Here is a 23,828-nt window from a genome sequence, read left to right on the forward strand (position 1 = left end):
CGAATTCACGTCGCCTCGCGTCGACCCCGGCCAATCAACGCCACGGCATGACCGGTCAGTATGTCCGCTGCTCGTGACGTTGAGCCGGCCGCGCGGGCAGGACTGCGCCTTGCAGGGCGCGCGCGGCCGGGTGGGTGAAGTGAAGCGGCCGTATCACCGGGACATCCTCGACGATGCGGCCTCCATCCATGACGACGACACGCTCGCAGAAGCGGTGGACGAGCCGGAGGTCGTGCGTGACGAAGAGAAAGGCGGTGCCGCGCGCCGCCTGGATTTCCTTGAACAGATCGATGGTCTGGATCTGCAGCACGAGGTCGAGATTCGAGACCGCCTCGTCGAGCACGATAAGCTCGGGCTGCGGCGCCAGCGCGCGCGCAATGCAGACACGCTGCAATTGTCCCCCGCTCATCTGCACGGGCAACTTTTCGGCGTCATCCGGTGCAAGCCCCACTTCGACGAGGAGTTCGCGGACGCGTGCCGCCCGCTGGCGCTCGTCAAGGTCGGTAAGGTGGCGCAGGGGCTCGGCGACGATGCGTTCCACGCTGTGGCGCGGGTTCACGGCTTCCAGCGAATCCTGGAACACCACCTGGACAGCGCGGCGGAAGGCGAGAAGGTCCGCGCTGTCGAGCGTACTGAGAGGTCTGCCCTTGAAGCGGATATCGCCACGGTCCGGCTTCTCCAGGCCCAGGATGAGTCGGCCGAGCGTGCTCTTGCCGCAGCCACTGCGGCCTAGCAGGCCCAGCGTCTCGCCCGGCTGGATCGTCAGGTCGATGCCATCGAGCACCACTTTCGGCGCGGCGCGGCCGACCAGCGCAAAGCTGCGATAGCTGCGGCCGATACCGCGCGCTTCGATGAGGGGCGTCACGCCACTTCCTCGTCGACATAGAGCGCGAGATGCGCGGCGATGAGGCTCTGGGTGACTGGATGCGCCGGCGCGTCGAAGATCGCGCGCACCGAGCCGCGTTCCACGATCCGGCCGGCGCTCATGACGGCCATGTCGTCGGCGAGCCGTGCCACCACGCCCATGTCGTGGGTGATGAGAAGGACACCGAGTTGGCGCTCCCGCGCGACACGCTCGATGAGATCGAGCAAACGCGCCTGCACCACGAGATCGATGTCCGTTGTCGGCTCGTCAGCGAAGAGAAACGGCGCGCGTGACAAGAGCGCGAGTGCGATCATCATGCGCTGGAGCATGCCGCCGCTCATCTCGAACGGATGGAGCGCGAGGATCCGCGCGGGATCGTCGAGCCCGACCTCCGCCATGGTGTCACGGATGGCGTCTTCGGAGCCGGCGTCCCGATGGCCGACGGCGGCCAGCGTTTCCACCGCGTGGGCGCGCATGGTCTTCACCGGATTGAAGGCGCTGCGCGGGTTCTGCATGATGGTGGCGATGGTGCGTCCGCGGAGTGTCGCGGCCGGCTTTTCCTCTCCATCCAGCAGGATACGACCGATCCGGCGGCTTACCCCGGCCGGCAGCACGCCCTGCGCGCCGCTTGCCGTCAGGGATTTCCCCGAGCCACTCGGCCCCACGAGTGCGAGGATACGCCCTGCCTCCAGCGTAAGCGTGAGCCCGTCGACGAGGGCGATCTCCCTGCCATGCCGATGCGTCGTGATGGTGAGGTCTTCGATGGTGAGCGTCGGCATCAGTGCTGGTGCTCCGCTGCGAGATGCGGATCCAGCTTGTCGCGAATGGCGTCGCCCGCGAGATTGAATGCCGCGACCGCCACGAACAGCGCAAATCCCGGCCAGAACAGCAGCATCGGCTCCGTCCAGACGAACTGACGCGCGTCGTTGATCATGACGCCCCATTCCGCTGTCGGCGCCATCACCCCGAGGCCGAGAAACGACAGGCCGGAGACGTGGAGCATGATGTGGCCGATATCGAGCGTCGCCAGCACGACGAGCTGCGCGAAAGTCGGCGGCAGCAGATGCTCGATGAAGATGCGCGTGCGGCTGGCGCCGGCAACACGTGCTGCCAGAATGAAATCGCGCCGTTTGAAGGAGAGAACGAGCCCGCGCACGATACGTGCGTACCACGCCCAATGCGACAGCACGATCGCGATGATGACATTGACGAGGCCCGTGCCCAGCATGCCGACCATGAACAGGGCCAGCACGATGGTCGGGAACGTCAGGAACACGTCGCAGCAGCGCATGATGACCTGGTCCGCACGGCCGCCCAGCACGGCCGAGGTCCCGCCGATGACGATGCCGAGTGCGATGATGCCCGAAAGCGCGATGGCGACCGCGCCCAGCGAGACGCGGGAACCGTAGATCAGGCGGGACAGCATGTCGCGGCCGAGGTGATCCGTGCCCATCCAATGGGCGAGGCTCGGTCCCTGGAGGCGCCCGGGCAAGTCGACCGCGTTCGGATCATAGGGCGCGATCAGGGGCGCGGCGATGGCGGCCAGGAGAAGAACGGCGACCAGCCCGCAGGCGATGCGCGAACTCCAGCGCATGCTGGCGAAGAAGCCGCGCGCCGGTGCGACGGCGGCGCTGTCGTGCTCGACGATCGCGGTCATTCCGCGCTCCCGGCGTTGAGGCGGATCCGCGGATCGGCCCAGGCGTAGAAGATGTCGACGAGGAGGTTACAGAGCACGAAGATCAGCACCATCATGAGCGTGAAGCACTGGATCACGGGATAGTCGCGGTTGAAGATGGCCGAGACGGCATAGCGGCCGAGGCCCGGCCAGCCGAACACGCTTTCGATGACCAGGGTGCCGCCGATGAGTTCCCCCGCATGCATGCCCGTTGCGGTGATGATCGGCAGGATGGCATTGCGCAGCACATGGCCGCGCTCGACCTTGCCGTCGCTCAGGCCCCTGAGGCGCGCGTAGTACACGTGCCGCTGCCCGGCGACCTCCAGCATGCTGGCCCTTAAGAGCCGCGCGTTGATGGCCAGCGACATGAAGCAGATGGCGATGACCGGCATGATGAGATGGGCGGCGGTGCCACGGCCCATCGGCGGCAGCCAGCCGAGCTGCAGCGAGAAGAGCAGCACCAGCAGGAAGCCGAGCCAGAAGTTGGGCATGGAGACGCCGAGGAAGGCGATGCTGCGTACCACCTGATCCGGCCATTTGTCGCGATGCCGGGCCGCCCACATGCCGAGCGGAACGGAGACGAGGAGCGTGAAGGCGAGCGCGATGCCCGCGAGTTGCAGCGTCGCGGGCAGGAAATGCAACACCTCCGGCAAGACGGGGCGCTGCAAGGCGTAGGACGTGCCGAAATCGAGCCGCAACGCATCCCATAGCCAAAGGAGATATTGGGTCAGCAGCGGCCTGTCCAAGCCAAGCAAGGCGCGCGCTTCGACAAGCGCCTGGTCGGTGGGCGGTATTCGCGACAGGCGGAGATAGTCGAGCGCGGGGTCGCTTGGCCCGAGCCTCAGCATCAGGAAGATGACGAGCGAGGCGCCGAGCAGCATCGGGATGAGAAGCAGGATGCGCCTGACGATGAAGGAAGCCATCGGTGCGGCTCAGCGGTTTGCAGGCTTGATCTTGTCGAACGGGATCTCGCTCGACATGGCCCCGAAGGGGATCTCGCCCAGCGCCGGTTTGGCGACAGCGATGGCGGTCACGTAGGTCAGCGGCAGATAGACAGCCTGCTCATGGAGGCTGGTCAGGATCTTCGCGTAGAGCGCCCGACGCTTTTCCTCATCCGTGGAGATGAGGGCCGCGCCGATGTCGGCGTCGATCTCGGCCTTGTCCGGCAGGCCGAGTTGCGCCTGGTAGTCCGCGTGCGAGGGCAGCCGCATGGAGCTGAGGAAAGCGTGCGGGTCATAGGGCGCGCCCCATGTCCGGTTGAAGATCATGCCGAAGCGCCCATCGCGCTGGCGGGCATAGACGCTGCTTTCTTCCTCGCCAACGAGGAAGGCGTCGATCCCGACCTTGCGCAGATCCGCCTGGATCACCTCTGCCATCGACTTCGCCACCGCGTCCGGACCGACATAGTTCAGCTCGATCGAGAGCGGTTTGCCGCCCTTCGCGCGAATGGGCTGGCCGGGCGCCAACACCCAGCCGGCCTTGTCGAGAATAGTGGCCGCCTGCGCCGGATCGTAGGCAAACGGCTTCAGGCCGATGTCGGCATAGGGCACGTTGGGCGCGAACAGGGTGTCGGCGCGCTTCTGGGTGCCGTAGAGCACCGTCTTGATCATCGTGTCCTTGTCGACGGCATGGTTGATCGCCTGTCGCACGGCAAGTTCGTTGGTCGGCGCCCGGTTGGTGTTGATGGCGAGCGGCCGCGTCTCCAGCGGTTCGGAGAGGCGGGCGCTGTAGGTCTTGCCTTGCGCGAATCGGGCGAAGGTGTCCGGCGAGATCGGGCCGTCGGCCCCGTAGATCAGGTCGATCTCACCGGTCTCCAGAGCGATGGCGCGGGTGTTGGGATCAGGAATGACCTTGACGACGACCTGCTCGAAGGCCGGCTTGTCGCCCCAGTAATCGGCGTTGCGCTTGAAGATGTCATGCTCGCCGAGGCTGATCGCATCGAGCGTCCAGGGACCGGTGCCGATCGGCGCCTTAATGCCGTCCATCGTGCCGCCCTTCTCCCCGAACTGCGAGGGAGCGATGAAGCGGAATGGCCGGGGGAGGGCGAGTTCCTGCAAGACCGGGTAATAGGCGTCCTTCAGGGTCAGCCGCAGCGTCGCCTCGTCGATCGCCTCGGCCTTCACGATCTGGTTGGCCAGTTCGAGCCAGGCGTGCCGCTTGCGGTTGGCGAGGATCGCGTCGAAATTGGCGACGGCCGCCTCGGCGTTGAAGGGTTCGCCGTTAGAGAACTTCACGCCGGGCCGCAGCTTGAAGGTGTAGGTCTTGCCGTCCTCGGAGATCTCCCAGGACTGCGCGAGCCACGGAATGACCTTGCCGTCCGCCTGGTAGCGGACGAGCGGCTCATAGACCATCGCCTGCGCGAACATCTGGTTGGGTGAATAGAGATGGGGATTGAGCGGGCCGACATTCTGCGGCCAGGAGAAATTGAGGGTCTGGGCTTGCGCCGTCTGGGCCGGCGTGACGCAAGCGGCTGCCAGAACAAAACCTGCCCCGCCGAGCCATCGGAATAACTTGCGCATTGCTGAGCCCCGCTTGTCGCTGCCACACTCAAGTATGATGATTCTATAGAAACATCATACTGCCGGCGCAATCGGGATTTAGCGATGCTGATGGAAATATTGTTAAAGCACAGTATTTTATGATCTGATGAAAGCTCGGCGTGCCTCGGCGCTCTGATCAATCGTCGTGATGATGATGGCTATGGACGCCCGGGTGATGGGTATGGGGATGCCCGTGGTCACGATCATGGGCATGGGGTTCATCCGGGCCGGCCGGCATCACATGGAGATGGCCATGGCGCACGCCACGCTGGCTTGAAACGCTGTCGGCGAAATGCTGCATCGCGTGCACGGTGCCCCTGAGGATCGACACCTCGAGGCAGAGGTCGTGGTCCACATGCACATGCATCGTCGCGACGGATAGATCCGAATGGTCGTGGTGGTTTGACGTCAGACGGCTCGCCAAGGCGCGGGTGTGGTGATCATAAACATAGGAAAGGACACCGTGGCCACGCGCCTCGCTGGGCGGGAGGGCCTCTTCCAGCGTTTCCTTACGCGAGAACTCGGCGCGGATGACATCGCGCAAGGCCTCGGAGCGGCTCTGGTATCCCTTGCGTTCGCAGAACGCGTCGATGCCGGCCAGGAGGTCGTCGTCAATCGTCACGGTGATCCGTTGCATGGCGCGGCATCCTCTCTCTGGCCGCCATTGCAGGCAACCGAGTTTGATGGATTCGAGGTTTCACCCTGTGATGGCGCTCGGGCGCAGGACCTTACGGACCCGTGACAATAAAACCCGCAAAACCATCCCAATGGCTTTCCGCGTCATGTGGTCCGCGCTGCGGACGCTATTGTCAAGACTGAAGGCTTGCGCTCCGCATCGATACGCTCGGCCACGCTGGCGGCAGGAAGCGTTTGACGCGTAGCTTCAGAGCTCCAGCGGATGCGGCAGCACGGCCCATTGCCAGAAAGGCAGGCCATCCACATCGAAAGGCTCACTGAGGAGAACGAAGCCGGCGGGCGTGTCGCGCCCTGTATCACGCATGGCGTTGGTGAGGGCCTGTCGCAGTCCGTAGCTGAGCGGCAGCGTGTCGATGGTACCCCGTCCGTCCTGAACCGTCAGACCCGACTCATCGACCGCGATGATCGTCAACCGCCGGCCGATCCAGCGATCGTCCGGGCCCGTGGACGCAACGGCAGGAGGCTCGAGAGCCAAGCTCAACAGTCGCAGGAGGTTGTGCTTGAGGGTCAGTATCATGCGGGGCCATGCGGTTAATTCTCCACTCAGTCAATCATGTTTGTATATTTATTTAAATAACATAATCAATCTGTTGTTTTCGCGTTCCTCTGTCAGCCTGGGCGGCGAAGCGATCGAACATCAGCGCGGCGGATGATAACGGGCGACCGGCGATGGTGAGGCGATTCAGAGAACGGCCGATCTTCACCCCGGTCACATTGATGATCTGCAGTTTGCCCAAGGCCAGCATGTCGGCCGCCGCCGTCCGCGAAATCACCGCGATGCCGAGCCCAGCCGCCACCGCCTGCATGATGGCCGCGGTGCTGTCCACCTCCATTGTCTCAGTGGGTATGACGCCGAGATCACGAAGCGCGCTGTCGACGACGTCGCGGGTGCCGGAGCCGTGTTCGCGAACGATATGACGGTGTTGGGCCAGATCCCGGGTGGTCGCCTTTCGCCCCATGGCGAGGGGGTGGGAGGGAGCCGAGACGATCACCAGCTCGTCGACGCGCCAGGGGGTGAGCGTCAGGCCGGGGAGATCCACGGGCCCTTCCACAAAGGCGAGATCGATCGAACGGGAGGTCAGCAAGTTCGCGATGTCACGCGTGTTCGCGCTCGTCAGCCGCAGCTGGATCGTCGGATGCGCTTCATGGAACAGGCCGAGGATCGGCGGAAGGATATAGGTCGCAATCGTCGTGCTGGCGCCGATATGCAGGCCGCCGCGCTCGATGCCGCGAAAGGCCTGGAGCTCCGCTTCCGCTCCCCGTTCGATCGTGAAGAGAAGTTTCGCGTGGTGCAGCAGGGCCTGGCCGGCATCTGTCAGAACGACGCTGCCGCGAGTGCGGTCGAGCAGCGCAACGCCAACCTGTCGCTCAAATTCGCGGACCCCCTTCGAGACAGCTGACTGGCTGATCGCGAGCGCGTCGCCGGCCCGCGAGAAACTTTCGCATTGGGCGACTGTGGTGAACAGGCGCAGGAGGTGCAGATTGAGCGCCATGGCGACCTATGTGAATGGGCAAACGATATGAATTAAAGTCATGTCGAGATGAAAACTATGCGTTTGCATCCCGGTGAAATCAACTCACATTAGGGGGATGGTTTCGTTCGTGTCTGCGCTCGCGTCGGATCGGCGCCAGTTCCCCGCCTTCACCGTCCTGCCCGGGGTCGCGCTCTGCGCGGCCATTGGAATTATTGCCTGGCTGATTGAGGCGGTCGAATATCGCATCAGTGGGCACCCCTATATCGAGGCGCTCGTCCTTGCGATCTTGATCGGCGCCGGCATCCGGGCCGTCTGGTCGCCGAGCAAAGTCTTCACCCCCGGTATCCAATTCAGCGCCAAGACCTTGCTTGAAGTCGCGGTCATGATGCTGGGCGCGTCACTGAGCGCGACGTCGATCATCGCCGCGGGCGGGCCGCTGCTGGCCGGCATCGCTGCCGTCGTGGTCTGCTCGCTGTTCGTCAGCTATGCCCTGAGCCGCCTGTCGGGATTGCCGCATACCATGGCGGTGCTGATCGCCTGCGGTAACTCTATCTGCGGCAACTCCGCGATTGCGGCGGTGGCATCGGTCATGCGGGCGGATGGCAATGACGTGGCGGCGGCGGTTGCGTTCACGGCCCTTCTCGGCGTTCTCATGGTGCTGTTGCTGCCACTCAGCGTACCGCTTCTCGAGATGACCGAACTCCAGTATGGCGCCATGGCGGGTCTGACGGTCTATGCGGTGCCGCAGGTGCTTGCCGCGACGATGCCCGTGGGCCTCGTCAGCGCGCAGATCGGCACCCTGGTCAAGCTTATCCGGGTGCTGATGCTCGGGCCGGTGGTCTTCGCGGCTGCGCTCGCCTCCCGGGATACCGGTCAGGGGGCGGTTCGCCTGTCCTTCTTCAAGCTGGTGCCCTGGTTCGTGATCGGTTTTGCCGCGCTCAGCGTCGCGCGTTCACTCGGACTGATCCCCGACGCGGTCATCCCGGTTATCCGCCAGACCGCCACGGTCTTCACGGTGCTGGCGATGGCGGCGCTCGGGCTTGGCGTGAATTTCGCCAGCCTACGGAAAACCGGCCTGCGCGCTACGGTTGCTGTGCTCGCATCCATGGCGGCGCTGCTGGTGATGAGCTACGCGCTGGTGATCCATATCCCCATCACCCTCTGATGATGGGGATCAGGCTTTCCAGAACGGCTCGGCTCCTTTGAAAGCCTTCCACCGGCTGCCGAGTGATTTCATCGCCTCGACGCGGTCGCGCGCCAGCCAGCCGGCCATCAGCCCAATGCCACGATGAACGCCCGGATCCTGGGATCGCGCGGCGACGGCGCTGAGAAGATGTTCCGTCGTGGTGACATCGTTGTCGACGCCCAACGCGTCCTGCAGTTTCGAAAGCCGCCTGAGATAGCCCTTGGCGCTGTTGTCATCCTCGAAGAGTGGCAGGAAGAACTCTGTCGCGTAGCGGAGCTTCTTCAACGTCAGGCGCAGGCCGTGTCGGGCTTCCGGCTCCAGCTCGCTGAATCCGGAGCCTTGTTTGAGCGCCTTGCGATGCAGGCGGGACAGCGTGCGCTCGGCGAGGGCGGCGACCGGCTCGGTCAGGATGGTCAAGGTTTCACTGTCGATGTCATTGCGCCAGGTGCGCCGCGCGACGATCCGTCCGAGGGATAACGAGAAGCGGTTGGTGTGCTGGGCGGCCAGCATGGCGCGCACATCCGTGTAGCTTTGCTGGCGGATGGGCTCGGCCGCGGAGCGCAGGGCCTCGGCGTTGAAACCCGGCAGGTTCAGGTCCGCGATCGTCTGGACCGTCGACGTGCAGAACACGTCCCAGTTGCGTGCGTCGCCGAGGGCCCTGGCGATGGCCTTGGCGTCGGCCGAAAGCTGCTTCAGGCATGGAGCGGGAATCTCGCGATGGAACATGGACAACGCGGTGCGCATGCGTCGCAGGGCGACGCGCATCTGATGCACGCCCTCCTGCGTCTTGCCGTGCGCGGCCGCGGCCGTGTTGCGGACCATATGCGCATGGCATCCCATCAGCAGCTTGGCGATCGCCGCGTCCACGCTGTCCTCGGGTTTCAAGTCGGACGGTGCCGCGCGCGCGGCCGCGGGGGCGGCGTCGCGAGCAAGCGCGAAGCCGCGTTCGGCCTTGCTCTCCGTGCCAAACTGGAGAGGGGCGAGCTCGAGCAGCGCGAGTCCAAAGTCATAGAGCGCGCCGATATCGCCGCCCTTCAGCTCCAGCTCGATCTCGCTGAGCGGCGCCTGCTTGTCTCCAGCCTCGATGGCACCCTCATCAAAGGCCAGCTCAACTGTTGCGCTTGGAAGCGCGATGATGCGTGTCCACCGGCGCACCCGCGTTGTAAACACGGGCGCGATCTCGTCGACGCTCAGATTTTCGAGAGGGCCGCCGATCTCGGCGAGTGGGAAAAGGCCGAGTTCCGGCGCCATTCCGGATACCGGTGTTTCCCATTCCGGACGGCTGAGCTGACTGATATCCGGTGGCAGCTTGATCGTCTGGATGCACCGCTTGCCACTACGCCGCACACGCAGTGAAACGCCATGCGTGGAAAGTTTATGATCTGGTGTGTCGAAATAAACGGCTTCCAGAAGTCGCACACTGCCCTTGTTCCGGGCGTGTTGCACAATGATCGGCGCGTCATGAATTTGCTTGAGTACGCCGGGAGGGGCCAGCAGCTTCAGCTCGATCTCACGCGGAGTTTCGGCTTGCGGAGATTTCGGCGCGCTGTCATCCGAGTGGTCCGCATCGCTGGGCATCGCGTCCAACCCTGTACTCCCACTCATATATTATCCCCGTGCGGCGATCATATCCATGTGATCGGCGATCGTCTGCCGCTAAAATAGGCGGCGCATATCACGAGATCGTCGTCACATTCAAACCCGGCCACATAAAGCCACTGTCCTGATTTCAAGGATATGACACAGGTCAGCATATCGGTTGGCACCTGGGTCGTTCCGCCTGAGCGCTGCGCCGTCCGCATGGGATTGGAGCGGCGCCATGAAGCCGCCGCGCTCGATATTCCGAGCCGCAGGGAATATCGTGCCGGTCGGATACCGGCGGGCTTTCTTTGCGCCGCGGACATCAAAAGCCAAACGATAACGGACCCGTACAGGAGGACCGCACGATGCAGTATGGCAGATTGGGTACGACGGGCACCGAGATCTCGCGTCTGTGCCTTGGGTGCATGACCTTCGGCGATCCGGACAGGGGCGATCATAGCTGGACGCTGCCGGAGGATGAAAGCAAGCCCTTGCTGCGCAAGGCCGTGGAAGCCGGCATCAACTTCTTCGACACCGCGAATGTCTATTCCGACGGCACCTCGGAGGAGATTATAGGTCGCGCGCTCAAGGAACTGACACGTCGCGACGAGATTGTGGTCGCGACGAAGGTCTTCAACCGCATGCGCCCCGGTCCGAATGGCGCTGGCCTGTCGCGCAAGGCGATCATGACGGAGATCGACCACAGTCTGCGCCGCCTCGGCATGGACTATGTCGACCTCTACCAGATCCATCGCTGGGACCCGAATGTCGAGGCCGAGGAGATCATGGAGGCCCTGCATGACGTCGTGAAGGCCGGCAAGGCGCGCTACATCGGGGCGTCGTCGATGCAGGCATGGCGTTTTGCCAAGGCGCAGCACATCGCCGACAGCAACGGCTGGACCCGTTTCGTGACCATGCAGAACCATCTCAACCTGCTCTACCGCGAAGAGGAGCGGGAGATGCTGCCGCTTTGCCAGGACCAGGGCGTGGGGCTCATTCCCTGGAGCCCGATGGCCCGGGGGCGCCTGACGCGTGACTGGAACGAGGAAACGGAGCGCACGCGCAGCGACCGTGTGATGCACCGCCTGTACGACGGGACCGTGGAGGCCGACCGCAAGGTTATCGAGCGGGTGGCGGAGGTCGCGGCGGAGCGTGGCGTGTCGCGCGCCCAGGTCGCGCTTGCGTGGGTCATTCAGAAGCCCGGCGTGTCGGCTCCGATCATCGGCGCGTCGAAGCTCAGTCACTATGATGATGCTATCGCCGCGCTGTCGCTGAACCTCTCACCGGAGGAGATCGCGCGTCTCGAGGAGCCCTACGTGCCCCATGCGGCGATGCCGCTGGCATAGGGTGCGGCGGTCGTAGCCGCTTTTCCATGGCAAGGCCGGGCTCGTCCCGGCCTTTGCTTTTCCAGACCGAGGCCTCGCCGGGACGCGGCCTACTCAGTTCGGCCGTGCGACGACGGCGACGAAAGCGGTCACCGCATCGTCCAGCGCGCCACCGTTGTCGATCTCCACATCCACGCGGATGGAGCGCAGCGCCGCCGCGCGATCCAGTCGCTTCGTCGCCTCGTCCTCGCTCTCGCGGGCGCGGCCAAAGATGCGCGCTGCCAGAACATCGCGCGATGCGGTTATGCCAACCACAGTGACATGCTGGTAACGTAGCCGCGCGGTATCCAGCACCGTGCGCGAAACGTTGCAGATGACGGTGGCGCCACGGGCGATCGCGGTGTCGATCGCCCGTGGCACGCCGTAGCGATGGCCGTGGGCGCGCCAGTGCAGCGCGAAGGCATCCGCGTCGATGAGAGCTACGAAGGCATCCTCGTTGAGGCTGAGGTTGTCCTCATCGGCGGAAGGGGGACGTGTCACGCTGCGGCGGGGAAAGACATAGCGAGCATCGTGGGCGAGACGATCACGGGCGCCGCGCAGGACACTGTCCTTGCCCGCGCCGCTCGGACCGACCACAAGGATGAGGCGGCCGGGGCCGATAAGCTCCTCGGGCGCACGGTCCTCTTGAGATCTCAGACTGACGTCCGTTTCGCCATCCATGGTTATGCGACCCGGTTGCCCTGCCGGTAGACCTCGCGGACGACAGGATATCCATCGACCAGCGCCACAAGCAGAAGGTCGGCGCGTTTTCCGACAGCGATCTCTCCCCGGTCGGCGAAACCGGCGACCCTGGCCGGCGTTTGCGTGACGAGGCGGATGGCGCCGGAAATGCCCCCGACGGCTGGCACGTCGGCGAGCGCGATCGCGCCAGCCAGCAGGCTCGCGGGGACATAGTCCGACGACAGGATGTCCAGCAGTCCTTCCTCGGCGAGATGGCGCGCGGAGACGTTGCCCGAATGGGAGCCGCCGAGCAGCACATTCGGCGCACCCATCAGCACCGACAGACCGGCGCCGTGGGAAGCCGCCGCGGCTTCCAGGGTGGTGGGGAATTCGGCCACCGCCACACCGAGCGAAAGCGATTCCGCGACATGGTCCTCGGTGGTGTCATCATGGCTCGCCATAGCGATGCCATGGAATTTGGCGAGGGCGACGATCCCCTCCTTGTTGGCGGTGGCGAACAATTTCGCATAGCGCTTGCGCTCCGCGAAGTATTCGTCGAGGTCGGATTCCGTTTTCGTGGTCTTGCCGCGGTAGTAGTTGCGCAGCTTTTCCTCATCCCGGAACTGGCGTTCACCTGGGGTGTGGTCCATGAGCGACATCAGCCGGACGTCGAAATTCGCGAGATACTGGCGCGCGTCGTCCACCATGCCTTCGCAGGGAATTTCGCACCGCAGATGGGTGAAATGGTCGGCGCGCAGGAGGCCCGTGCCGCGCGCACGCGCGATGGCCTGACCAAGCTCGAACAGCGCCGAGCCCGCTCCCTTCGCGTTGTCGAAGTCGCGGCCGACGCGAAGGCTGTCGAGCACTGTGGTGATGCCGGCCGCGGCGATCTGCGCGTCATAGGAGAAGACGGCGGAGAAGGAATCCCAGTTGACCTTCGGGCGCGGGGTGAAATGGGGCTCCAGATGGTCGGTGTGGAGCTCGACGAGGCCCGGGATCAGGAGGTCGTCGCCACAGTCGATCGCGCCTTCCGCGATCACATCCTGCTCGATGCCGACGATGAGACCCTGCTCGACATGAATGGTTCCCGCGATCTCGCGATCGGCGAGGACGAGGCGACGGGCGGCCAGGGAAAGCGAGCCGGTGGAGAGGGTGGGCGGGACGTGCTTGTTCATGGAACTCTCTAGAAAAAGGCTTTCGCCCACCGCGCGGGGTGGGTCAAGGGTCTTCGTTTCTCACTTGACGCGGCCGGCGCCGACATCGGGCTGATGTCGCTCGCCGTCATACGACCGTCGGTCGCGCGCCAATGATCGCGCTCCTGAGCCGTGTGGAAAGCGTATCGATGACAGCAACCGTCGCCAGGATGAGAATGACGAGAAATGCCACATGCTGCCATTCGAGCGTTCGAATTTGCTCGGACAGATGAAGCCCGATTCCCCCCGCGCCGACAATCCCTATGATGGTGGCCGAACGCGTATTGGATTCGAAGAAATAGAGCACCTGGCTCGCGAAGACCGGCAGCACCTGGGGAAGGATGCCGAAGCGCACGGCCGCCAGGCGGCTGCCTCCCGCCGACATAACACCTTCTACAGGCCGGCGGCTTGCCGTTTCGATCGCCTCGGAGAAGAGCTTTCCGAGGGCGCCGGTATCGGAGCACATGATGGCGAGGACCCCGGCAAAGGGGCCGAGCCCGACGACATTTACCCACAGCAGCGCCCAGATCAGCGTATCGACACCGCGCACCGTGTCGAGCATCCGGCGTGACAGGAAATGCACGATGCGGTTGGCGACGACGTTCTTGGCGGCGAGAAACCCGAAGGGCAGGGCGATGCACGCCGCCAGCATCGTTCCGAGCGCGGCGATCGCGACCGTTTCGCCGAGGGCGTGGAGGAACAGAAAAAGCCGCCTCATGGTGCCGGGTGTCGGGGGCCACATCAGAACGACGAAAGTGCCGAGCTGATCGAGGCCCGCGAGCATTTTTGCGAAGGAGAAGCCAAGCGCCGCGAAGCCATAGATGAAAATGGTGAGCAGCACGACGGTGAGCATCAGCCCGAGGACGCCGTTACGCGTCACGCGGCGGAAAGCATCGGCATGCCGGGCCCGCAGTTGTGGCAGTTCGCGCAGGGCGTCCTCGCGCAGGCGACTGACGGGGCGCGGGGCGCGTGCGCTGCCGGGGAGTGAGATTGGCGCGTTCATGAGGGCGTTCCCGTCAGTGCGTGGCGGATGCGCTCCGTGACGATGTCGATCACCATGACGGTCACGATGATCAGGATGAGGATCGCGCTGACATCCGAGTAGTAGAACTTGCGGATGGCTTCCAGAAGGTCCTGGCCGATGCCGCCCGCGCCCACGAAACCCATGACCGCGGCGCCGCGCACGTTGATCTCGAAACGCAGCAGGGTGTAGCTGACGAAACCCGACAGAACTTGCGGCAGCACCGCGAAGCGGATGACGGCGACGCGGCCGGCGCCGGTGGCGCGGATGCCCTCGACGGGGGCCATGTCGATGTTCTCGACGATTTCGGAGAACAGCTTGCCGAGCGCCCCGGTGCCGTGGATGGCGAGCGCCAGCACGCCGGGTATGGGGCCGAGCCCGAAGGCGATGACGAAGACAAGCGCGAAGACAATTTCGGGGACGCTGCGGCAGAATTCCAGAAAGCGTCGCGCCACGAAGCGGACGCGCGGGGACGGCGTGAGATTGATGGCGGCGGGGAAGCTCAGGACAAACGCGCAGATGGCGCCGAGCGCCGTGCCGAGATAGGCGATGATCAGCGTTTCGCCGAGGAGCACGGTCCATTTGTGGAGGCCCCAGAACCATTCCCCGAAGTCCGTCCAGACAGGCTCGCCATTCGCGAGATGCGCTAGCCGGACGATATAGGAGCCGAAGGCGCCGATGTTCTGGAAGAGCTTGCCGAGATCGACCTCCGTCATCCACCCCGAGGTCGCCATGGCAGCGATGAAGATCGCGATGCCGAGCAGGACACGGCGGCGCCTGGTCGCGACTTCCCGGTCGTACCGGAGGGCGAGCGCCTGGCTCTGCGCCGGCGGCAGGGTGGGTACGGATGCGGTCATGGGCAATCTGCGATCATGTCAATTCATCGGGGCACGTTGGCCCCGATGAAGAGCGGCTTCCCCGTGCATGCGCCAGAAGAGCCCATGCACGGATGACGGGGGCGTCGCCCGCGCGGGCGCGTCCCGTCAGCTCGATTTCTTGCGGAGGCTGTCGACGAAGCTGTTCAGCTCGATGATCGGCTTGTAGGCTGTGTTGTCGACCGGCTGCCAGGGGCCTTGCTTGCCTTCATAGATCTTGTCGAAGGCGGCCTTGTCCTTCGTCTGGATGTCCATGAACGCCTGGCGGATCTTGGTCTTCAGGTCAGGCGGAAGGTTGGAGAGCATCGCGATCGGCGAGTTCACGATCTGCTCGGACTTGAAGATGATGCGGAAATCGTCGGCATTGACCATGTTCTTGCGGGCCATACGCAGAAGGTTCGACTCCTGCTCGTCGTTCCACCAGTTGGCGGCGACATCGACGGTGCCCTGGTTCAGGGCGATGACGGCGTTCTCGTGGCTGCCGGTGTAGACGACCTTGCCGAAGAAGGCGGCGGGGTCGATCTTCATCTGGTCGAGCGCGAAGCGCGGCACGTTGTTACCAGACGTGGAGTTCGGGTCGACGAGGCCGAGGTTCTTGCCCTTCAGATCTTCGATCTTCTGATAGGGGCTGTCCTTCTTCACGTAGAATACGGAGTAGTAGCCCTTCGTGCCGTCGAGGTTGGTCTCGATCGCGAAGGCTTCCGTGTTCACGCCGGTCATGAGCGCGCGGGCGAAGGAGGAGGGGCCGTAGGAGGCGATGTGGATGTTGCCGGAGCGCTGGCCTTCGATGACAGCCGCGTAGTCATTGGCGATGCGCAGCTTGACCGGAATGCCGAGTTCCTTGGACAGATACGTCATCAGCGGGTTGTAGCGCTCGGTCACGCCCGAGGCGTTCTCGGCCGGAATGATCGCGAAGGTGAGTTCCGGATACTGGGCCTTCCAGTCCTGCGCGAAGGCGGCGCCAGTGGTGAAGAGGCCGACAGCGGCCGCGATGACGAGACGACGGTTGAACATTGGGATCTCCGATCAGATCTATTGTGCGAATACGTTACGTATTCGGCGGTATTTGCGGGAACTGACTGCGAATTTCTTGCGCAAAAGTCCGGCTTCGTCTGCCGTTCTTCAGGACGCCAGACAGCTTGGACAATCGACCAAAAAGCCGATCGGCCGAAATCCTGGCGATTACGCCGGAATGGATATGGCGCTCGCCATCGCGGCCTGCGGTCGCGGTATGGCGGTCGCTTTTCCAAGTACTTCCTCGGCCTCCAGGCCATAGAGATCGCGCGCCACATCTTCCGTCAGCGCCTCCGGCGCGCCGTCGAAGACCACCCGGCCAGCGGCGATGCCGATGAGGCGATCGCAATAGGTCCGTGCGAGATCGAGCGAATGCAGGTTGCACAGGACGGTGATGCCGTAGTGCTTGTTGATGCGCAGCAACGCATCCATGACGACCTTGGTGTTGCGCGGATCAAGCGAGGCGACCGGCTCGTCGGCGAGGACGATCTGCGGCTCCTGCACCAGGGCCCGGGCGATTGCGACACGCTGCTGCTGGCCGCCGGACAGGCTTTCGGCCCGTTGAGCGGCGAGGCCGGCGATGTCGAACTGTTCGAGCGCCGACAGCGCGATGGCCTTGTCTTCCTCGGACCACATCTTCAGCACCGCGCGCGGGGCCGGAACATGATTAAGCCGGCCCATGAGCACATTCGTGAGCACATCGAGCCGGCCTGAAAGGTTGAACTGCTGAAAGATCATCGCGGCGGACTGGCGCCATCGGCGGAGTTCACGGCCACGCAGGCCGGTGACGTCAACGCCATCAAAGACGATGCGGCCGCTGGTGGGTTCCACAAGCCGGTTGATCATGCGCAGCAAGGTGGATTTTCCTGCGCCGGAACGGCCGATGACCCCAATGAAGTCCCCGGATTCAATATCCAGCGAGACGTTGTCGACGGCCGTCTTCGTTGCAAACTGGCGCGAGACATCGCGAATGCTGAGCAAGAACCCCTCCGCAGCAAGAAAACTATTCGCTACGCCAAGCCATCTCTGTCGTGTCAGAGATCGGCCGCCGCAGCCGGGACGATCATGGATGCCGCGTGATGCAGCGATTGCTGCGGACGCCAACATAGTGAACCGCAGTTGATCCCGCAGCCTCCAGGCTACGCTGATGCATAGACCTAGGGATATATTGTAACAATCCCATGACGGGCCGGTCGCGTGCGCCACTTATGCGCATCACGTCGCTGTGAATATTGGTGAGAAAGATGCGCTGGCTAATATTGTCTTGGCTAAGCACTTATTCCGGGGGCAGTTGCGGGCTCGCTGGCGTGAGCTGCGGGATGGCTACTCGATGATGATCTGCATGCGATCGCCGCAGTTGGCGCTGATGCCGAAAGCGATGGGGCGGCCATTGGCGTCGATGTCGACTTTTTGGGTCTCGAGGATAGGCCGGGTTCGCGCGATCTTCAGGAGGCGGGCCTCGCGGGCTGTCGGCATCCGGCTGATGATCCAGGTGCATTTGCGTGTGTAGTCCTGGACGCCGAACGCCTTCAGGGCCTTGGTATGGGAGACCGTCTCGCGCAACACGGTATCGAGACCACGGAACCGGTCGGCCGGATAGAAATTCTGGCTGAGACCCATGGGGCGCCCGTCAACCGAGGACAAGGTGTCGATGACGAGGACATCCGCGCCGCGCGCAAGCTCCAGCCGCTCGCAGACGAGCGAGTCGCCCGTCTCTATGGCCGTCGAGAGAATCTCCCGGTCCCCAGCGATGTTGAAGCGGCGCATATTGTCGGTGAAACGCGTGCGCTCGCCCACCGCATAGGGCACGATGTCTTCCGCCACGAAGAGGCCGCGTCCGTGCTCGATGCGGATGAGCCCTTCCTTTTCGAGCTCGGCCAGCGCCCGGCGGGTCGTGAAGCGGCTGACGGAGAAATGCTCCGAGAGTGCCGCCTCCGGCATGATCTGCTCGCCGGGCTTCAGGGTCTGGTCACGAATCTCGGTACGCAGGGCTGTCGCGACCTTCTGCCAAAGGGGAGGGGCCGCCTTCCGCGCCTTGGGGGATCCGTCTCTGGCCGGGGATGCTTCCATGTTGTTTCGGTCCGTTTTGTCCAGCGCGGGGTGCCCCGCGCGGCCTGTCGTACTGTTGCGATATGACACGCGTATACATGCCACCCATAGTCCGATCGCGTATCAGGCCGCAACGTCATTCAAATGATACACTGGCGGCGTAGACATCCGCATGTTAAATGAAAGGTACGTACCTTTCAAAGAAGATATGTGTTCTACGGCAGGCATACGGACCGGGCGGAGGTTTCGCTGCGGCTCTCGGGCCTGGGTTGCGGAGGCGATCGACACGGGATGACGAACATGCGGGCAGCGGGGCATGGCGATGATGCCGGGGATGCGGCGAGGCGATCGTGGCTGAGCGTGCTGGCGCGCGCGCCGCGTGATGAGCTGGAGGCCGCTTTCGCGGATGTGCCGGAATGCCCGGAGCATCGGTTCCTGCGGCAGCCGGAGATAGGCCTCGTCATGGTGCAGGGGCGGGCCGGCGGCAGCGGCAATGCCTTCAATCTCGGCGAGATGACGGTGACCCGTTGCGCCCTGCAGCTCGCGGACGGCACCATTGGTCTCGGCTATGTGCAGGGGCGCGATCGTCGTCGCGCGGAGATCGCAGCGATCATCGACGCCTTGTTGCAGGTGCCGGAGCGCCGCGCCGACCTCGAGACGGTCGTGATCGCGCCGCTCGCGGCGGCGCAGGCGGCGCGGCGGGATGCCCGCAGCCGCAAGGCGGCGTCGACCAAGGTCGAGTTCTTCACGATGGTAAGGGGAGACAATCCGCGATGACACTTGCATTCGATACGGCCGGGCTGGAGCCCGGCTTCTCCAATCCGGTCTTCGACAGCCAGTCCGTGTTCCGCAATGTGCTGAACGCCATCGCCTATCCCGGCGCGATCGAGCAGCTCGCGCAACGGCCCGGTGCCCCCGAGGGGGTCACCCCGGCGATGGCCGCGGTCGCGCTGACGCTGTGCGATCTCGACACGCCTGTCTGGCGCGATGCGGCTTTGTCGAGCGATGCGGTGGCGACCTATCTGCGCTTCCATTGCGGCGTGCCTGTTGTGGCCGAGCCGGCGGAGGCGCGTTTCGCGCTGATCGGCGATGCGGTGGCCATGCCGCGCCTCTCGGCGTTCGAGGCCGGCGACGAGCGCTATCCCGATCGTTCGGCCACGCTCGTCATCACCGTGCCCTCGCTGACGGAGGGCCCTCGGCGCCAGTGGTCCGGACCGGGCATTCCCCGCCGTCGGGCGGTCTCGGTCGCGGGCCTGCCGGATTGGTTCTGGGCGGATTGGGCGCTCAATCAAGGGCTCTATCCGCTTGGTGTGGATGTCCTTTTTGCATGTGGCGACGCGGTCGTGGGCTTGCCCCGGGGCATCGCGGTCAAGGAGTAGCCATGTATGTCGCGGTGAAGGGTGGCGAGCGCGCTATCCTGAATTCCCACAAGCTTGTGGCGGAGGAGCGTCGCGGGGACCCCGCGATCGCCGAACTCAGCCTCGCGCAGATCACCGAGCAGTTCCGCCTGGCCGTCGATCGCGTCATGAACGAGGGCTCGGTCTATGATCCCGAACTGGCGGCGCTGGCGCTGAAACAGGCCCAGGGCGACAGCGTGGAGGCCATTTTCCTCCTGCGCGCCTATCGTACCACCCTGCCGCGCATCGCGGTGTCCCGGCCCATCGAAACGGCCGGAATGGCGGTGCGCCGCCGTATCTCGGCCGCCTACAAGGACATGCCCGGCGGGCAGGTTCTCGGTCCGACCTACGACTACACCCATCGCCTGCTCGATTTCGCGCTAGCGGCGGAGGGCAACGAGGCGCCGCAGGCCGAGAAAGCCGAAACGCCCTTGCCGGAGACCATGTTGCCGGTGCTCGATATTCTCGCTCATGAGGGCCTGATCGAGGAGGAGGTCGCTGACCGGGAAGGCGAGCCCGTCTTCGACGTCACCCGCGATCCCATGTCCTTTCCCGCTGGCCGCGACCAGCGGCTGCAGAACCTCGCCCGCGGCGACGAGGGTTTCGTGCTCGGGCTCGCCTATTCGACGACGCGCGGTTATGGCGGCAGCCACCCTTTCGTGGGCGAGTTGCGGCTTGGTGAGGTTTCCGTCGAGATCGTGCCGGAAGAGCTCGGCTTTCCCATCGACATCGGCGAGATCACCGTCACCGAATGCCAGATGATCAACCAGTTCAAAGGCTCCACAGAGAAACCGCCGCAGTTCACCCGCGGCTACGGCTTGAGCTTCGGACATTGCGAGCGCAAGGCCATGGCCATGTCGCTCGTCGACCGCGCCTTGCGCTGCAAGGAGCTGGGTGAGGATGCGCTCCATCCCGCGCAGGACGACGAATTCGTCCTGTCGCATACGGACAACGTGGAGGCCGTCGGCTTCGTCACCCATTTCAAGCTGCCCCACTACGTGGATTTCCAGGCGGAGCTTGAACTCGTGCGCAAGATGCGGGCTGAGCAGGCCCGGGCCGAACCGCAGGAGGCGGCGGAATGACCAGCGACTACAACTTCGCCTATCTCGACGAGCAGACCAAGCGGATGATCCGGCGGACGCTTTTGAAGGCGCTTGCCATTCCCGGTTACCAGGTGCCGTTCGGTGGCCGCGAGATGCCGCTGGCCTATGGCTGGGGCACCGGCGGTATTCAGGTCACGGCCAGCATCATCGGGCCGCAGGACGTACTCAAGGTGATCGACCAGGGCGCCGACGACACCACGAATGCGGTGTCGATCCGCAGGTTCTTCGAGCGTGTCGCCGATGTCGCGACAACCGAATCGACAACGGACGCCACCATCATCCAGACACGCCACCGTATTCCGGAGGCCCCCTTGGTCGAGGGGCAGATCCTCGTCTACCAGGTGCCGCAGCCCGAGCCGCTCCGCCGGCTTGAGCCGCGCGAGACCGAGACGCGCAAGATGCACGCCTACGGCGAATACGGGCTGATGCAGGTGAAGCTCTACGAGGACATCGCTCAGTTCGGCCATATCGCGACGACCTACGACTATCCCGTCATCGTCAATGGTCGCTATCTCACCGCACCCTCGCCGATCCCGAAATTCGACAATCCCAAGATGCAGGACAATCCGGCGATTCAGCTCTTCGGCGCCGGTCGCGAAAAGCGCATCTACGCGATCCCGCCTTATACCAGCGTGAAGAGCCTCGATTTCGACGATCATCCCTTCACGGTCCAGCGCTGGGACGGCGCCTGCGCGCTCTGCGGCGCCACGGATAGCTACCTCGATGAGGTGGTGCTCGATGACAAGGGCAAGCGCATGTTCGTCTGCTCCGACACGGATTATTGCGGCCAGCGCCGGGCGGCAGGCCACGTCGGCGAGCAGCCGGATGTGGCCGATGCGCTCGCCTCGGAGGTGACGCCATGACGGTCGCCGTGCTTCAGAAGGCGGATAGCCAACCTTCGGCGGTGTCCGCTAGTCGCAAGCCGCTGTTGAAGGTGGAAGGTCTCAACAAGACCTTCGGGCGCACGATCGCCTGCCGGAACATCGACCTCACGCTTTATCCCGGCGAGGTCATCGGCATCGTCGGTGAATCCGGTTCCGGCAAGTCGACCCTGCTGAATTGCATCTCGGGCAGACTGGCCCCCGACGGCGGCTCGGTGGCCTATGACCTGCGGCGCGGCGGCGGCGATGCGCCGCTCGTCGATATTCTGACCCTGTCCGAGCCCGAGCGGCGCATGCTGATGCGCACTGACTGGGGTTTCGTGCATCAGAATCCGCGCGACGGGCTGCGCATGGCGGTGAGTGCCGGCGGCAACATCGGCGAGCGGCCGATGGCCATCGGCGCGCGCCACTACGGCGACATCCGCCGGGAAGCCGAGGACTGGCTGGCCCGGGTCGAGATCGACATCGGCCGCATCGATGACAAGCCGCGCGTCTTCTCCGGCGGCATGCAGCAACGTCTGCAGATCGCCCGCAACCTCGTGACCAGGCCGCGCCTCGTCTTCATGGATGAGCCGACCGGCGGCCTCGACGTCTCGGTGCAGGCGCGCCTGCTCGATCTCCTGCGCGGGCTGGTGCGCGACCTCGGCATCGCGGCCGTGGTGGTGACCCATGATCTCGCGGTGGTGCGGCTGCTGGCCGACCGCCTGATGGTGATGTGGCGCGGCGACGTGGTGGAGGAGGGGCTCACCGACCAGGTGCTTGATGACCCCCATCATCCCTACACGCAGCTTTTGGTCTCATCCGTGTTGCAGGCTTGAGCGCCGCAAGGATTGTTATGATGACGACGAGAATAGATGTCAGGGCGCTCAGCAAGAGCTTCGTCCTACACACGCAGGGGGGCGTGCGAATACCTGTATTCGCCAATCTCGATCTGAAGGTTCATGCCGGTGAATGTGTGTGCCTGCACGGGCCGTCCGGCGCCGGCAAGTCGACGTTGCTGCGCTCGCTCTATGCCAATTACAAGCCGGACAGTGGCGAGATCCTGGTGACGCACGACGGCGCGACCGTCGATCTCGCCAGCGCCGAACCCTGGCGCGTGGTGGAGGTTCGGCGCCGCACGATGGGCTACGTCAGCCAGTTCCTGCGGGTCATTCCGCGTGTTTCCACACTCGACATTGTCGCTGATCCGGCGCAGATGCGCGGGGTCGAGCGCGAGCAGGCCGAAGCGCGTGCCGGCGATCTCCTTAGCCGGCTGAATATACCACGGCGGCTGTGGTCGCTGGCTCCGGCGACCTTCTCCGGTGGTGAGCAGCAGCGGGTCAATATCGCCCGCAGCTTCGTCATCGACTACCCCATCCTCCTGCTCGATGAGCCGACGGCCTCGCTCGATGCGGCCAATCGCCAGACCGTGATCGCCCTGATCCGCGAGGCCAAGGCGAGGGGCACCGCTGTCGTCGGCATCTTCCACGACGCGGAAGTGCGCGATGCCGTCGCTGATCGCCTGTTTGAAGTTGCACAGTTTCAGAGGGCTGCATGACCAAATTGTCCGAAACGGCGCTGATCCATCCGACCGCCGCGGTCAAGGACAGCGAACTGGGCCGTTATGTCGAGATCGGCGCCCGGTGCCATGTCGCGTTCTCGCGCATGGGTGACTATTCCTATGCTGTCGAGGGCACGCAGATCGCCTATGCGGATATTGGCAAGTTTTCCAATATCGCCGCGCATGTGCGCATCTACGCCAGCATGCATCCTATGGACCGGGCCTCCCTGCACCACTTTTCGTATCGGTCGAGCTGGTATTTCGACGGTGAGACCGACGATGCCGACTTCTTCGACTGGCGGGCGGACAGCCGCATCACGATCGGCCACGACACGTGGATCGGCCATGGCGCGGTCGTCATGCCGGGCGTGACGATCGGGACGGGCGCGGTTGTCGGCTCGAATGCGGTCGTGACGCGTGACATTCCCGATTTCGCGATCGCCGTCGGCGTGCCCGCGAAGACAATCCGCCAGCGGTTCCCCGATGGGGTGGCGCAAGCCTTGCTGGACCTTGCCTGGTGGGATTGGCCACACGAGAGATTGCATCAGGCGCTGCCCGATTTTCGCACCATGGCGGCTGAGGATTTCATAGATAAATACAAATAATACATATGAATTTATACTTGAGGCTGTTGATAATATAGATAGTAAATTCGATTTACTGTGGCGATATCATATCTTGTCACAAAATTG

25 protein-coding genes are annotated in these 23,828 nt (G+C 64.2%); 9 read left to right on the top strand and 16 right to left on the bottom strand.

The features are described from left to right. Positions 1–55: 55 nt before the first annotated feature. The 8 genes from nikE to KIO74_RS20095 all read right to left on the bottom strand — a co-directional run bounded on the left by nikE (position 56) and on the right by KIO74_RS20095 (position 7,269). On the bottom strand, positions 56–865 hold the full coding sequence (gene nikE / locus KIO74_RS20060; protein ID WP_213333597.1) for a nickel import ATP-binding protein NikE: 810 nt from the start codon (positions 863–865) through the stop codon (positions 56–58). Then, on the bottom strand, positions 862–1,644 hold the full coding sequence (locus KIO74_RS20065) for an ATP-binding cassette domain-containing protein (protein WP_213333598.1): 783 nt from the start codon (positions 1,642–1,644) through the stop codon (positions 862–864). Before KIO74_RS20065 ends, nikE begins: the two co-directional genes overlap by 4 nt. After that, positions 1,644–2,459, bottom strand: a complete 816-nt coding sequence (gene nikC / locus KIO74_RS20070; protein WP_213335946.1) for a nickel ABC transporter permease subunit NikC — start codon at positions 2,457–2,459, stop codon at positions 1,644–1,646. The genes KIO74_RS20065 and nikC overlap by 1 nt, the downstream gene beginning before the upstream one ends. A gap of 59 nt (positions 2,460–2,518) precedes the next feature. Beyond that, positions 2,519–3,463 (bottom strand): nickel ABC transporter permease subunit NikB, encoded by a 945-nt coding sequence (gene nikB / locus KIO74_RS20075; RefSeq protein WP_213333599.1) that lies wholly within the window; start codon positions 3,461–3,463, stop codon positions 2,519–2,521. Between the two features lie 9 nt (positions 3,464–3,472). Further along, positions 3,473–5,059 (bottom strand): nickel ABC transporter substrate-binding protein, encoded by a 1,587-nt coding sequence (gene nikA / locus KIO74_RS20080; protein ID WP_213333600.1) that lies wholly within the window; start codon positions 5,057–5,059, stop codon positions 3,473–3,475. 157 nt (positions 5,060–5,216) lie between these two features. Further along, a complete protein-coding gene (gene nikR, locus KIO74_RS20085) occupies positions 5,217–5,717 on the bottom strand; it encodes a nickel-responsive transcriptional regulator NikR (protein ID WP_213333601.1) in 501 nt (166 codons plus the stop codon). Positions 5,718–5,963: 246 nt separating this feature from the next. Beyond that, on the bottom strand, positions 5,964–6,293 hold the full coding sequence (locus KIO74_RS20090; protein ID WP_213333602.1) for a hypothetical protein: 330 nt from the start codon (positions 6,291–6,293) through the stop codon (positions 5,964–5,966). 52 nt (positions 6,294–6,345) lie between these two features. After that, on the bottom strand, positions 6,346–7,269 hold the full coding sequence (locus KIO74_RS20095) for a LysR family transcriptional regulator (RefSeq protein WP_213333603.1): 924 nt from the start codon (positions 7,267–7,269) through the stop codon (positions 6,346–6,348). Positions 7,270–7,366: 97 nt separating this feature from the next. On the opposite strand from KIO74_RS20095, the gene KIO74_RS20100 reads away from it, so the two are divergent. Beyond that, a complete protein-coding gene (locus KIO74_RS20100) occupies positions 7,367–8,416 on the top strand; it encodes a YeiH family protein (protein WP_213333604.1) in 1,050 nt (349 codons plus the stop codon). A gap of 9 nt (positions 8,417–8,425) precedes the next feature. On the opposite strand, the gene KIO74_RS20105 is transcribed toward KIO74_RS20100, so the two are convergent. After that, positions 8,426–10,042 carry a CYTH and CHAD domain-containing protein gene (locus KIO74_RS20105; protein WP_249731083.1) on the bottom strand — a complete coding sequence of 539 codons (1,617 nt, stop codon included), beginning with the start codon at positions 10,040–10,042 and terminating at the stop codon, positions 8,426–8,428. Positions 10,043–10,383: 341 nt separating this feature from the next. Between KIO74_RS20105 and KIO74_RS20110 the strand changes: the two genes are divergently transcribed. After that, entirely contained in the window at positions 10,384–11,364 is a 981-nt protein-coding gene (locus KIO74_RS20110) for an aldo/keto reductase (RefSeq protein ID WP_213333605.1), read from the top strand. Between the two features lie 93 nt (positions 11,365–11,457). On the opposite strand, the gene phnN is transcribed toward KIO74_RS20110, so the two are convergent. The 7 genes from phnN to phnF all read right to left on the bottom strand — a co-directional run bounded on the left by phnN (position 11,458) and on the right by phnF (position 18,236). Beyond that, on the bottom strand, positions 11,458–12,063 hold the full coding sequence (gene phnN / locus KIO74_RS20115) for a phosphonate metabolism protein/1,5-bisphosphokinase (PRPP-forming) PhnN (RefSeq protein WP_213333606.1): 606 nt from the start codon (positions 12,061–12,063) through the stop codon (positions 11,458–11,460). A 2-nt stretch (positions 12,064–12,065) separates the two neighbouring features. Continuing rightward, positions 12,066–13,238: an alpha-D-ribose 1-methylphosphonate 5-triphosphate diphosphatase gene (locus tag KIO74_RS20120; RefSeq protein ID WP_213333607.1), complete on the bottom strand. Its 1,173-nt coding sequence runs from the start codon at positions 13,236–13,238 to the stop codon at positions 12,066–12,068. Between the two features lie 106 nt (positions 13,239–13,344). Next, positions 13,345–14,259 (bottom strand): phosphonate ABC transporter, permease protein PhnE, encoded by a 915-nt coding sequence (phnE, locus tag KIO74_RS20125; protein ID WP_213333608.1) that lies wholly within the window; start codon positions 14,257–14,259, stop codon positions 13,345–13,347. Continuing rightward, the gene (gene phnE, locus KIO74_RS20130; RefSeq protein WP_213333609.1) at positions 14,256–15,134 is read right to left on the bottom strand and encodes a phosphonate ABC transporter, permease protein PhnE; all 879 of its coding nucleotides are present in this window, start codon (positions 15,132–15,134) and stop codon (positions 14,256–14,258) included. The genes phnE (KIO74_RS20125) and phnE (KIO74_RS20130) overlap by 4 nt, the downstream gene beginning before the upstream one ends. Before the next feature lie 126 nt (positions 15,135–15,260). Further along, on the bottom strand, positions 15,261–16,166 hold the full coding sequence (phnD, locus tag KIO74_RS20135) for a phosphonate ABC transporter substrate-binding protein (protein WP_213333610.1): 906 nt from the start codon (positions 16,164–16,166) through the stop codon (positions 15,261–15,263). A 168-nt stretch (positions 16,167–16,334) separates the two neighbouring features. Next, positions 16,335–17,147 carry a phosphonate ABC transporter ATP-binding protein gene (phnC, locus tag KIO74_RS20140; protein ID WP_213333611.1) on the bottom strand — a complete coding sequence of 271 codons (813 nt, stop codon included), beginning with the start codon at positions 17,145–17,147 and terminating at the stop codon, positions 16,335–16,337. Between the two features lie 342 nt (positions 17,148–17,489). Beyond that, the gene (gene phnF, locus KIO74_RS20145) at positions 17,490–18,236 is read right to left on the bottom strand and encodes a phosphonate metabolism transcriptional regulator PhnF (RefSeq protein WP_213333612.1); all 747 of its coding nucleotides are present in this window, start codon (positions 18,234–18,236) and stop codon (positions 17,490–17,492) included. A gap of 279 nt (positions 18,237–18,515) precedes the next feature. Here phnF and phnG point away from each other — a divergent pair, with 279 nt between their 5' ends. The 7 genes from phnG to KIO74_RS20180 are packed head-to-tail and all read left to right on the top strand — an operon-like array spanning position 18,516 to position 23,741. After that, positions 18,516–18,992, top strand: a complete 477-nt coding sequence (gene phnG, locus KIO74_RS20150; protein WP_213333613.1) for a phosphonate C-P lyase system protein PhnG — start codon at positions 18,516–18,518, stop codon at positions 18,990–18,992. Next, entirely contained in the window at positions 18,989–19,594 is a 606-nt protein-coding gene (gene phnH / locus KIO74_RS20155; RefSeq protein WP_249731084.1) for a phosphonate C-P lyase system protein PhnH, read from the top strand. The genes phnG and phnH overlap by 4 nt, the downstream gene beginning before the upstream one ends. A gap of 2 nt (positions 19,595–19,596) precedes the next feature. Beyond that, entirely contained in the window at positions 19,597–20,694 is a 1,098-nt protein-coding gene (locus KIO74_RS20160) for a carbon-phosphorus lyase complex subunit (protein WP_213333614.1), read from the top strand. Beyond that, entirely contained in the window at positions 20,691–21,578 is an 888-nt protein-coding gene (locus KIO74_RS20165; protein ID WP_213333615.1) for an alpha-D-ribose 1-methylphosphonate 5-phosphate C-P-lyase PhnJ, read from the top strand. Before KIO74_RS20160 ends, KIO74_RS20165 begins: the two co-directional genes overlap by 4 nt. Continuing rightward, entirely contained in the window at positions 21,575–22,414 is an 840-nt protein-coding gene (gene phnK / locus KIO74_RS20170) for a phosphonate C-P lyase system protein PhnK (protein WP_213333616.1), read from the top strand. Before KIO74_RS20165 ends, phnK begins: the two co-directional genes overlap by 4 nt. A 20-nt stretch (positions 22,415–22,434) precedes the next feature. Next, positions 22,435–23,133 (top strand): phosphonate C-P lyase system protein PhnL, encoded by a 699-nt coding sequence (gene phnL, locus KIO74_RS20175; protein WP_213333617.1) that lies wholly within the window; start codon positions 22,435–22,437, stop codon positions 23,131–23,133. Further along, positions 23,130–23,741: a DapH/DapD/GlmU-related protein gene (locus KIO74_RS20180; protein ID WP_213333618.1), complete on the top strand. Its 612-nt coding sequence runs from the start codon at positions 23,130–23,132 to the stop codon at positions 23,739–23,741. Before phnL ends, KIO74_RS20180 begins: the two co-directional genes overlap by 4 nt. Positions 23,742–23,828 lie beyond the last annotated feature (87 nt).

Source organism: Chelatococcus sp. HY11 (genome assembly GCF_018398335.1).
In the GTDB taxonomy this organism is placed as follows: Bacteria; Pseudomonadota; Alphaproteobacteria; order Rhizobiales; family Beijerinckiaceae; genus Chelatococcus.